Origin of the sequence: Phytohabitans aurantiacus (genome assembly GCF_027923225.1) — a bacterium.
In the GTDB taxonomy this organism is placed as follows: Bacteria; Actinomycetota; Actinomycetes; order Mycobacteriales; family Micromonosporaceae; genus Phytohabitans; species Phytohabitans aurantiacus.
In genome coordinates this window covers 1-10,614 of the sequence record NZ_BSDI01000108.1, presented here as the reverse complement: position 1 = coordinate 10,614, position 10,614 = coordinate 1, and the positions used below count along the sequence as shown (strand labels likewise).

The following is a 10,614-nucleotide window of genomic DNA, read 5'->3' as shown; positions in this document are numbered from 1 at the left end:
CTCCAACGCGGACAATCTCTCTGCCACAACCCACTCCTACCTGCAGAAACGTGGGTGTTGCAGCCAGATCTTGAAACCGCCATGGCGACGGTAGCGCTCCAAGATCTCCCCGCGAGAGCGAGTGGCGCCGTCGCTGCGGCGCTCGACACGCCTCGCCGCAGCGTGGTCGGCGGGCGCCGCCCCTTGGCCGGAGGCGGCGCTGCGCGACCTCCCTCAGGCCGCGCCGATCAAGGGCAAATCGATCGATCAAGGGCAAAAGCACGCGGAAAAGCGATCAAACCACGTGCTTTTGCCCTTGATCGGCGAGGGCGGCGTGGCGACACGCCGCTGTCCGCGCCGCGCTGCCCGCGTAGCCGGCCGGCCGCGCTGCCCGCCGCCCGCAGGCGTCGCCGTCGCGCAGCTGCCGCCGGCCGTGCTGGCGCGCAGGCCGGGGCGGCTGCTCGGCGGGTCGGCCTTGGTGGGCTGTTAGGGGAGGGGGAACATGCCTATGCGGGCGTGGTATTCGTGGCCGAGTTGGTCCGTGTCGGAGCCGACCCACAAGCCGCTCCCCGTTGCCAGAAACGCGCGTACGCCCACCCCTCGGCTGCGCGTCGGGTTCCAGGCGAGCGCCCGTCCGGTACGCGGGTCGATCGCGCCGATGCCGGGGCGGGATACCGCGCCTGGGCCGGCCGACTTGTTGCCGTGGGGGTTGTCGAGCCACTGCTGGTGGCCGCCCACGTAGACAGCGGTACCCGTGATCGCGACCGCGAAGAGCGTGTTGCCGCCGGTGTGGTTGACCCATGTCGCGGGGTGGCGGCCGGCACCGGCGACCTGGAAGCGGGCCGCTGTGTCGCACATCCGGGTCGCGCCGGTCATGTTGCCCGTGCTGACGACCACGAAGTACGAGGCGTCGGGCGCGAAGTCGACGCCGCGCAGGTACGTGTCGTAGCGCGGGTCGCAGTCCTGCTGGTACGCGTCGGTGTACCAGTTGGCGACGACCGCGCTCGGACCGCCGGTGTCCAGCAGTACGACCTGGTCGCGAGGCACGCCGGCCGCGTGGGTGATGGCGCCGACGACGATGAGCCGCCGGCCGTCGGGGGAGAGTGCGAAGTCCTCGACCCGGGCGCGGTTGGCGTCGACGGCGGTCAGGCGCGCGTCGAATCCCGTGTCGACGGCGCCGGAGCCCGCGTCCAGGCGGGCGAGTCCTGCCCGGGGTACGCGGTTGACGGCGCTGAAGGCGCCACCGGCGTACAGGCGGGTGCCGGCGAGGGCCAGGGCACGCACGTCGCCCCAGTTGATGCCGGCCCGGAAGGAGGTCACCCGGCCGCCGGTCGAGACGGACAGCCGGGTGAGGCCGCGCTGGCCGACGCCGTTGACGGTGCGGAAGGCCCCGCCGGCGTACACGGTGCCGCTCGGGCCGGCCGCCAGGGCGTACACGGGACCGTCGACGGAGGGTGCGAAGCGGCGGAGGGCGCCCGTTCCCGCGTCGAACGCGAAGATGTTTTGTCGCCGGTGCCGGAAGCGGCCGTCGCTGGTGGCGACGGTCGTGAAGTCGCCTCCCACGACGATGCTGTCGCCGACCTGGACGATCGCCCGGACCGTGCCGTCGAGCACGTGCGGTGTCCAGTCGACGGGGTTGATGGTGACCACCGCCGGTTGGGCGATCTCCGCGGTGGCGGGGACCACGCCAGCGGCGGTGGCGACGGCGGCGAGTACGGCGACGGCGAACAAGCGGCGGCGCATACGCTCCCTCGGCTGATCGGCGTTGGGTACAAGATGACCAACGACCGAGGTGCGTGCGCTGTTATGCCATGTTGACCCGGTTTGTCTCCTCCGGCTCATCCATCGCGTTGACCATGAAGTACGCCGCCCGCTCCAGGTAGTCCCACAGCGTGGTGCGCTGCTCCGGCGTCAGGTCGAGGGTGTCGACGGCTCGGCGCATGTGGCCCAGCCAGGCGTCTCGCTCGGTCGCGCCGATCCGGAACGGGGCGTGCCGCATCCGCAGGCGCGGGTGCCCACGCTCGGCCGAGTACGTGTTGGGGCCGCCCCAGTACTGCATCAGGAACAGGGTCAACCGCTCGGCGGCTGGGCCGAGGTCGGCCTCGGGGTACATGGGCCGCATGACGGGATCGGTCGCGACGCCCGCGTAGAACTCGTCGACCAGCTTGCGGAAGGTCGGCTCACCGCCGACCGCGTCGAAAAAGTTCACCCTCTGATTCTGCCACGGCGCAAAGCATGGGTGATCTTGAACTTGTCGCCCTGCTCGACGCCGTTCTGCCGGACGACCGCGCGGTTCTCCGGTACTGGCGGCGGGACGGGCTGTGCGGAGCTCGCCGCGGCGACGGCGGTGTTGAACCTGTCGGCGCTGGGCCACTGGGTCGCCGCGATCAGGATCAGCACGACCCCGGCGACGCTCCAGAGCCCCACCACCGCGCCGATCGAGAAGCGGTCGGCCAGCAGGCCGGTGAGGAGCACCGCGGAGCCCTGCATGACCTGCGTGCCGCTCTGCATGACGCCGAACGCCCGGGCCCGGAAGCCGTGCGGCAGGGCCTGCACGAAGAGGCCGTTGGCCGCCGGCATCATGCCGGCCACCGCGAAGCCGCAGACGGCCGCCATCGCTGCGATGCCGATGGCGGGCGGGTTCAGCAGCGCCGGTACCAGCGAGAGCGGCGCCAGGACGGCAAAAGGCCGGATCAGCGCGCGACGGACGTCTGGCCGGAGCAGCCGGGCCGTCACCAGGCCGCCGATGATGTACCCGGCGGGCGCCGCCGCCATGATCAAGCCTTGCGAGAGCCCGCGTCCGGCCTCGGTGTCGCTCAGATCGGCGGCCCACGCGGCGGCGAGACCCTCCGGCACGATCGCGAAGAGCATCGCCGCGAAGACAAGGATGGCGATCGCGCGCAGCACCGGCGAGTGGAAGACCATCCGGAACCCGTCGGCGGTCTCGCGCAGCAGGTGGCTGCGGTGCGCCGCGGTCATCGCCGGTGGCCGGTTCTTGACGCCGAGCCGGATGATCAGGGCGGAGCCCAGGTAGGTGACGGCGTCGATGGCGAGTGCAAGCCGCGGGTTGGTTGCGGCGATCGCCGCGCCGGTGATGTAGCCGACGACCTGTGCGGCCTGCCCGGTGCTCAGGTTGACCGACAGGCCCACCACGAGACGGTCGCCGCCGAGGATCACCGGCAGCAGGGCCGACCGGGCCGCCTGCGAGGGCGGTGTGGCCAGCGTGGTGGCGAAGAGCAGGGCGAGGACCACCCCGACCGGCATCTCGAACGCGGCGATCACGCCGATGAGAACCATCCGGAACAGGTCGCAGGTGACCATGACCGAGCGGTACGGGTTGCGCTCCGCGATGGTCGACAGCAGGGGACCGCCGAGCAACCACGGAAGGTAGCTGATCGCGAAGGCCGCGGCGGACAGCGCCACCGACTCGGTCTGCCGGTACACCATTGCCGTGATGGCGGCCTTGGCCAGATAGTCCCCGAACCACGACAGCGCGCTCGCGAGGAACACCGCACGGTACTCAGGCTGGGCGAACACCTCACGGAAGGTGGCCTGCCGATCGGCGGGGTGTGCCTCGTGGGACACGGAGGGGCCTCCATCGTTCTCGACGGCGGGCCACGTGGCGGTGGCGGAGCCGGGAACGCCAAATAGACAGACTTGGCATGCAAGTTGGGGCAGACGGACAGGGTGTCGTGACGCTCCGCCATGGAGCTTTTCACGGATTCTGCCCGATAGTCTGACATCTGGCTAGTGCGAACGGATGGTCCGTCGCATCCTCGACTGAACGAACGGAGGGTACCCGATCGTCCGCTAGGGGTTCGACCCACGCGGACCTGCGTGATCGCACTGTCTGTCCGTCGGTCAGGTGGCTGCTCCGCCGGTCAGGTCGCGCCACCCCGGGTGGTGTCTCCGTCGGTACCCGGTATCGCCGGGCGCGGGTACATGCGGGCCGAGGCGATCTGCGCGGTTATGCCCGACTCCTCCAGTGCGGTGGTGAGCCGTCGCCGGAGCTCGCGGTTGACGTCAGGCTGGCCCTCAGCAGTGGTTTTCGCAACGGTACGGATCATCGCGCCGTCGATGGTGATCTGCTCGACGCCCAGCACGTCCGGCGGTTCGAGGAAGTGCCCGGCAAGGTCGGGATCGGCGGCCAGCCCCTCCGCGGCGGCGCGCAGCACCGTGGTCGCCTCGTCCACGCTGGCGAACCCGATCGGCATGTCGACGACCACCATCGCCCAGCCCTGGCTCTTGTTGCCGACCCGGACGATCTCGCCATTCCGGATGTACCAGAGCACGCCCCGCCCATCACGCACAGTGGTGATGCGCAGCCCAACAGCCTCGACCACCCCGATGGCCTCGCCGAGGTCGACGGTGTCGCCCACCCCGTACTGATCTTCGAGCAGCATGAAGATCCCGGAGATGATGTCCTTGACCAGCGTCTGTGCGCCGAAGCCGATCGCCACGCCCGCGATGCCGGCGCTGGCGATCAGCGGCGCCAGGTTGAAGTTGAGCTCGCCGAGTACCAGCAGGGCCGCGATCGCGAAGACCACGGCGGTGACGCCGCTGCGCAGCACCGATCCGATCGCCTCGGCGCGCTGCCGGCGGCGCTCGGGCACCACGCTGGCGGGGTCGACCGTCGCGCTCGGGATCCGCTCGCGCAGCGGCCTGAGGATGGTCGGTACCGAGGTGTTGGTGGTGGTGCGCACGAGCCGCTTGATCGTGCGGTGGATCGCCCACCGGATGATCATGGCGATCGCGATGATCAGGAGGATCCGGAGCGGCTTGACGAAGATCCAGAAGCTGCTCTCGGCCAGCCACGGTATGCCGAACCAGTCGAATACCCGCTGGCAGACCGCGTCCGCGGTGCAGTCCGCGCCGACAGTGGGGCTCGGGCCTGGCGTCTCCTGGAAGGGGGTCACGCCTGATTTCGTACCGCACCGGCCCGATGCCCGCGCGTCCGGGTGGGCATTGATGGATACGGACAAAACCGTCGAAGCGGTCATCAAGCCGCAGGACACCGAAGGTTAACGAGAGCGGCTCTGATTAGTACGTGCATTTCTGTAATCCATCAGGGACTATTGGCGCACGGGACGCTGGAGATCGTGCCAGCGCCAGCCGCGGTTACACCCGTGCCGCGGTCAGTTGGTTGCCGACAGGAGCTGGGCTGCACGACCTGGAGAGGTGAGCGCGATGCCTGACATACGACCCATGGTGGGCTCAGGTGCATTAGTCCTCAATGCCACATACGAGCCGCTGTGTGTTGTGTCAGTGCGTAGAGCCGCGATCCTGGTCTTATCGGCGAAAGCCGTGTGCGTCGCCGACGGCGAAGGCTTCCTCCACAGCGTCCGCCACGAGTTACCCGTGCCCTCCGTGGTCAGGCTCACTCGATTCGTGCGTGTGCCGTATCGCACACACGTCGGCCTGTCCCGCAGGGCGATCTTCGCTCGCGACGGCTGGCGGTGCGCGTACTGCCGAGGGCCCGCCGAGACCATCGACCATGTGTTCCCGCGCAGCCGAGGCGGGCGCCATGCCTGGGAAAACGTGGTGGCGGCCTGCGCCCGGTGCAACCACACCAAAGGCGACCGCACCCCCGCTGAGCTGGGCTGGCGATTGCACGCCAAACCAGCCGCGCCAAAAGGAATGGCCTGGCGGGTACTCGGCCACCGCGCGCCGGACCCACGCTGGGCCAACTGGCTCGATCTACCGCAAGCGGCCTGAGCGCCGCTCTTTTCGTTTCACGGGAGCCTGATCACGCGCGAGCGGGGCGGGCGCGCACCAGGGACGCGAAGACCACCACGTTGTCCGCGTAACCGGTCGCGCCGCCAACCCACCGTCCACCGCAGGTGATCAGGCGCAGGCTCGGGCGGCTGAAGTCGGCGTACAGGCGGCGGGTGGGCAGGTGCTCCTTGTCGAACCGCTCGACCGAGTTCACCTCGAAGATCGCCACGGAACCGTCCCGCCGGGCAATCTCGATCTTCGCGCCGGGGCGCAGCTCGCGCAGTCCGTGGAAGACCGCCGGCCCGGTACGCGAGTCGACGTGACCCACGATGATGGCCGGCCCGAACTGGCCCGGGGTCGGGCCCTCCCGGTACCAGCCGGCCTCCTGGTGCCGCGTCGCCGCGGGTACGTCGATCGAGCCGTCGCCGGCCAGGCCCACGCCGTGCACGCCGGCGCGCAGCCCGATCGACGGCACGCTGATGCGCACCGGCCGGCTCGGCTCCATCACCGGAAAGTCGCGCGGCGGCGGCTTGCCGTCGGGCGTCCACCACGACGGCAGGTCGAGCAGGCCAAGATCGAGCTGGCCCAGCCCCATCCCGGTGGCGAAGGTGCCCGCCAGGACCAGCCCCGCCGCCAGGACGCCGACCCGCATTGTCAGGCGCGTCGGCGGCGCAGCGCCATCAGGCCGAGCCCGGCACCGGCGGCGAGTGCCGCGAGGCCGCCACCGGTCAGCACCAGGGGGCCGGTGGCGCTGGTCGCCGTGCCGCCGCCACCGGTGGCGGGGCCCTTGCTCGGGTGCTCCATGCCGATCACGTACATCGTCGTGGTGGCCGTGCTGCCGTTGGCGCAGAACAGCTTGACGGTGTACCCGCGCGGGTTCGCGCTGGCGGGGATCGTCACCGCCGACACCACGAAGCCGTTCGCCGGCGCCATCTTCACCTCGCCGAACGCCTCCGACTTGGCGACGGCGTCGTTCAGGTTCTCCTGGCAGCTGCCGCGGATGCCCACCCGGTACCCGGCCTGAATGCTGCTCGGGTTGACCTCGACCCAGGCGCCGTCCGCACGGGCCGGCGCCGGCGCGGCCAGCAGTGGGAAGGCGGTGGCCAGCGTGACGAGGGTGAGGCGTGTGAAGTAATCCCTCATGTAAGGGATCTTTACACCGCTGTACCCACAAATACCTGAAAATCGGTCAAGTGACGCGCGAGTGCCGTTCGGGGAAGCGGAGGTGCGCCTCGGTCTCCATGACCTCTCGCAGCGCCGCGAGGCCCGCGTACACGTCCTGGAACCGGGTGTAGAGCGGCGCCAGCCCCAGCCGCAGCCGGTCCGGCGTGCGGAAGTCGGGCACCACGCCGGCCGCGCGCAGCGCCTGGCTGATCTGCCAGGCCCGCGGGTGGTACAGCGTCACGTGCCCGCCGCGCCGCGCGCTGTCGCGCGGCGACGCCAGCCGGATCCCGTGGGGCGCCAGCCACGCGTCGGCCAGCGCGATCGCGTACGCGCCGAGCGCCGCCCCTTTCTCCGCGACCCGCCCGATGCCCGCCTCGGCGGTGAGCCTCGCGCCCTCCAGCACGGCGTACCCGCCGAGCACCGGCGGCGTGCCCACCTGGAACCGCTCGACAGACTCCACCGGGTCGTAGGCCACACCCATGTCGAACTGGTTGCGCTGCCCGAACCAGCCCCAGATCGGCTGCCGCAGGGCCGCCTGCAGGTCCGACCGCACATACAGGAACGCCGGTGCGCCCGGCCCCGCGTTCAGATGCTTGTACGTGCAGCCCACCGCCAGGTCGGCACCGGACGCCCGCAGCGGCACCCGGACCGCGCCCGCCGAGTGGCACAGGTCCCACAGCATCAGCGCACCCGCGCCACGCGCCGCATCCGAGATCGCCATCATGTCGGCGACAGCCCCCGACCGGTACGCCACATGCGACAGCGCGACCAGCGCGACGTCGCCGTCGAGCGCCTCGCGGACGGTGGCGGTGCTGATCCCGAGGTCGATGTCGGTCTTCAGGACGCGCAGCTCCATGCCGCGGGCGTCGGCCAGACCCTCCAGGACGTACCGGTCCGTCGGGAAGTTGTCGTCGTCGGTCACGATGACCCGCCGGCCGGGGCGGGCGTCGCAGGCCGCGGCGGCCAGCTTGTACAGGTTGACGCTCGTAGAGTCCGACAGCAGCACCTCGCCCGGCGACACGTCCAGCACCCCGGTCGCGAGCACGTCACCGACCTCCCGAGACAGCGTGATCCACCGCTCCCAGCCCTGGATGAGGTCGGTGCCCCATTCGTCGATGGCCCGGTGCAGACGGTCCCGTGTGGACACTGGCAGCCGCCCCAACGAGTTGCCGTCCAGATAGACCAGATGGTCGTCGGCGATCACGAACCGGTCGCGGAAGCCGGCCAGCGGGTCAGCCGCATCGAGGTCGCGAGCCTGCCGGAGGTAATCGGTCACGCGAGAAAATTACGTTAACCCGCAACGTGAGCAAGGACACGCGGTGCGGCTTTCGATCAAGCAGTGCAGGATGTGACCCATGGCAGACCCGCATGACCTGACCGCGCTTGAGCAGGGCGCGGCCATCCGCGCCGGGGAGCTGAGCAGCGCCGAACTGGTCGAGCACTACCTCGCTCGCATCGAGGCGTACGGCGACACCGTCGGCGCCTTCGTGACGGTGACCGCCGACCAGGCCCGCGATCAGGCCAAGGCCGCCGACGACACCCCGGCCGGCCAGCGCGGACCGCTTCATGGGGTACCCATCGCCATCAAGGACCTGACGATGACGGCGGGCGTGCGCACGACGTTCGGCTCCGCCGCGTTCGCCGACTACGTGCCGCCCCTCGACAACGACGTGGTCGCCTTGCTGCGCGCCGCCGGCACGGTCAGCCTCGGCAAGACCACGACCTCGGAGATGGGCATCTCGCTGTACTCCGAGGGGCTCGTCGCCCCGCCCGCCCGCAACCCGTGGGAGCTCGCCAACACCGCCGGCGGATCCAGTGGCGGTGCCGCCTCGGCCGTGGCCGCCGGCCTCGTACCTTTCGCGCAAGGCTCGGACGGCGGCGGCTCGGTGCGCATCCCGGCTTCGCTGTGCGGGCTGGTCGGATACAAGCCGAGCCGGGGCGTCGTATCGGGCGGGCCGCTCGGCTTCGGCGGGTTCGGCCTGCCCACACCCGGTCCGCTGGCCCGCACCGTCACGGACGCCGCCGCGATGCTCGACGCGATGGCGGTACAGGTGCCTGGTGAGCCATATCTCGGCCCGCCGCCGCCTGACGGCGGCTATCTCGCGATCGCGCGCGCCGCCGACCCCGGACCGCTGCGCGTCGGTCGTTTCGTCACCCCGATGCTGGCCGGCGACCAGCCCGTCGACCCCGCGTGCCTGGCCGCCGTCGACACCGCGGCCGCCGCGCTGGCGCGCGCCGGGCACACGGTGGAAGACGTCGCGGCACCCTTCGGCCCCGAGGTCTGGCCGCTGTTCGAGACCATCTGGTACGTGATGGCGCTGTTCCCGCTGCCCCCGGAGCGCGAGGGCGACCTGCTGCCCCTGACCCGGCTGATGCGCCAGCGCGGCGCCGAGATCAGCGCGGGCACGCTCATGGCCGTACTGGGCGAGCTGCAGATCCAGGTGCGGCAGGCGATGCGTGCCACCGCGGGGTACGACGTGCTGCTCTGCCCGACGCTGGCGGCACCGCAGGCAGCGATCGGCTGGTTCAGCGAGACCGGCGACCCGGCGGTCGACTTCGACCGGCAGCGCCGCTTCTCGCCGTACTGCGCCGTGTTCAACGTCACCGGGCAGCCATCGGTCTCCCTGCCGGTCGCCACGACACCCGGCGGGCAGCCGGTCGGCGCCATGCTCACGGGCCGGTACGGCGAGGACGCGCGCCTGGTCGCGCTCGCCGCCCAGGTGGAGCAGATCATCGGGTGGAGCGATCGGCACCCCGATATCTGGCGGGCGACGCCCTCCGCTACCGTGAACGGCGTCTGAGTCAGGGGTGGAAACGGTGAGTGTTACCGAGACTTTGCTGGTCTTCGTCGTCATACCGGCCGCCATCGTGCTCGTGATCGCTGGCTTGGCCTTGCTCGGTGGCGGGCGCGGCGGCAAGCGATACCGGCCAGGGCGTTCGTTCGACTTCGCGCCGGTGTGGTTCCTGTCCGCGCCGGAGCAGCTCGCCGGTTCCGCGGCTGCCGGCTCACACGAGCTGCCGGCCGGCTCGGCTGGCCTGCGCGAGCTGCCGGCGGGCTCCGCTGGAGCGGGCCAGGAGCTGGCGACCGCGCCGGCCGTGACCACAAAGGGTGCCACGGGAGGCGCAAGTGACCGCTGGTGAAGAGGGCGCCCACACCGTGGCAGCCCGCCCCGAAGTACTCGACGGCCCGTTCACGACGCGCCAGCTGCTCCGCCTCGACGAGGCGCTGCGGGTGGCCGACCGCACGACCGGCCTGACCTTCAGCGTCTACGTCGGCGACCTCGAGGAGCCGGTGCGCGCGCACGCCGAAAAGCTGCACGGCCAGCTCGCCGACCCCGACAAGTCCGTGATGGTCGCCGTCTCGCCCAACCAGCGCCTGCTGGAGATCGTGACGGGCGCCGACGCCCGCAAGCGCATCCTCGACCGCGAGGCCAAGCTGGCGGCACTGTCGATGGTCGCGTCGTTCGGCGGCGGCGACCTGGCCGGCGGCCTGATCAGCGGCCTGGACCAACTAGCAACCCACGCCGGCCGCGCCTAACCCTTCACGCCCGCCCGGCGCGTGGCGCCCGCCCCGGCGCGCAGCGCCCGGGCGCCCGCTTGGCGTGCCGCGCTCGGCGCGCAGCGCCCGCTTTTCGTCGATCAAGGGCGAACGCACGTGGTTCGATCTGGCGGTCTCCACCGGTCAGTGCAACAGAGGGCTGATCTTGGGAGGCTGCTGGTATGGCACGTGCGGGAGTGATCACCGCTGATCTGCGG

Annotated in this window: 12 protein-coding genes; 5 read left to right on the top strand and 7 right to left on the bottom strand. The window is 71.0% G+C overall.

Features of this window, described 5'->3' with window-relative positions:
* Positions 1-121: 121 nt before the first annotated feature.
* Positions 122-469, top strand: coding sequence for a hypothetical protein (locus tag QMG73_RS45720; protein ID WP_281906409.1), 348 nt, complete (start codon positions 122-124; stop codon positions 467-469).
* Here QMG73_RS45720 and QMG73_RS45715 read toward each other — a convergent pair.
* From QMG73_RS45715 to QMG73_RS45700, 4 genes are all read right to left on the bottom strand, one after another.
* A complete protein-coding gene (locus QMG73_RS45715; protein WP_281906408.1) occupies positions 466-1,722 on the bottom strand; it encodes a PKD domain containing protein in 1,257 nt (418 codons plus the stop codon). The genes QMG73_RS45720 and QMG73_RS45715 overlap by 4 nt on opposite strands.
* A gap of 61 nt (positions 1,723-1,783) precedes the next feature.
* On the bottom strand, positions 1,784-2,188 hold the full coding sequence (locus tag QMG73_RS45710) for a globin (protein ID WP_281906407.1): 405 nt from the start codon (positions 2,186-2,188) through the stop codon (positions 1,784-1,786).
* On the bottom strand, positions 2,185-3,564 hold the full coding sequence (locus tag QMG73_RS45705) for an MFS transporter (RefSeq protein ID WP_281906406.1): 1,380 nt from the start codon (positions 3,562-3,564) through the stop codon (positions 2,185-2,187). The genes QMG73_RS45710 and QMG73_RS45705 overlap by 4 nt, the downstream gene beginning before the upstream one ends.
* A 296-nt stretch (positions 3,565-3,860) precedes the next feature.
* Positions 3,861-4,895, bottom strand: coding sequence for a mechanosensitive ion channel family protein (locus tag QMG73_RS45700; protein ID WP_407676958.1), 1,035 nt, complete (start codon positions 4,893-4,895; stop codon positions 3,861-3,863).
* Positions 4,896-5,166: 271 nt separating this feature from the next.
* On the opposite strand from QMG73_RS45700, the gene QMG73_RS45695 reads away from it, so the two are divergent.
* Positions 5,167-5,694 carry an HNH endonuclease gene (locus tag QMG73_RS45695; RefSeq protein ID WP_281906403.1) on the top strand — a complete coding sequence of 176 codons (528 nt, stop codon included), beginning with the start codon at positions 5,167-5,169 and terminating at the stop codon, positions 5,692-5,694.
* A gap of 31 nt (positions 5,695-5,725) precedes the next feature.
* On the opposite strand, the gene QMG73_RS45690 is transcribed toward QMG73_RS45695, so the two are convergent.
* The 3 genes from QMG73_RS45690 to kynU are packed head-to-tail and all read right to left on the bottom strand — an operon-like array spanning position 5,726 to position 8,134.
* Entirely contained in the window at positions 5,726-6,346 is a 621-nt protein-coding gene (locus tag QMG73_RS45690) for a class F sortase (RefSeq protein ID WP_407676957.1), read from the bottom strand.
* A 2-nt stretch (positions 6,347-6,348) separates the two neighbouring features.
* Positions 6,349-6,837, bottom strand: coding sequence for a hypothetical protein (locus tag QMG73_RS45685; protein WP_281906401.1), 489 nt, complete (start codon positions 6,835-6,837; stop codon positions 6,349-6,351).
* Between the two features lie 46 nt (positions 6,838-6,883).
* Positions 6,884-8,134, bottom strand: coding sequence for a kynureninase (gene kynU / locus QMG73_RS45680; RefSeq protein WP_281906397.1), 1,251 nt, complete (start codon positions 8,132-8,134; stop codon positions 6,884-6,886).
* A 79-nt stretch (positions 8,135-8,213) separates the two neighbouring features.
* Between kynU and QMG73_RS45675 the strand changes: the two genes are divergently transcribed.
* The 3 genes from QMG73_RS45675 to QMG73_RS45665 are packed head-to-tail and all read left to right on the top strand — an operon-like array spanning position 8,214 to position 10,396.
* Positions 8,214-9,659 (top strand): amidase, encoded by a 1,446-nt coding sequence (locus QMG73_RS45675; RefSeq protein WP_281906394.1) that lies wholly within the window; start codon positions 8,214-8,216, stop codon positions 9,657-9,659.
* Between the two features lie 16 nt (positions 9,660-9,675).
* Entirely contained in the window at positions 9,676-9,999 is a 324-nt protein-coding gene (ctaJ, locus tag QMG73_RS45670; RefSeq protein ID WP_456107265.1) for an aa3-type cytochrome oxidase subunit CtaJ, read from the top strand.
* The gene (locus tag QMG73_RS45665; protein WP_281906392.1) at positions 9,986-10,396 is read left to right on the top strand and encodes a DUF5130 family protein; all 411 of its coding nucleotides are present in this window, start codon (positions 9,986-9,988) and stop codon (positions 10,394-10,396) included. The genes ctaJ and QMG73_RS45665 overlap by 14 nt, the downstream gene beginning before the upstream one ends.
* The last annotated feature ends 218 nt before the right edge of the window (positions 10,397-10,614 follow it).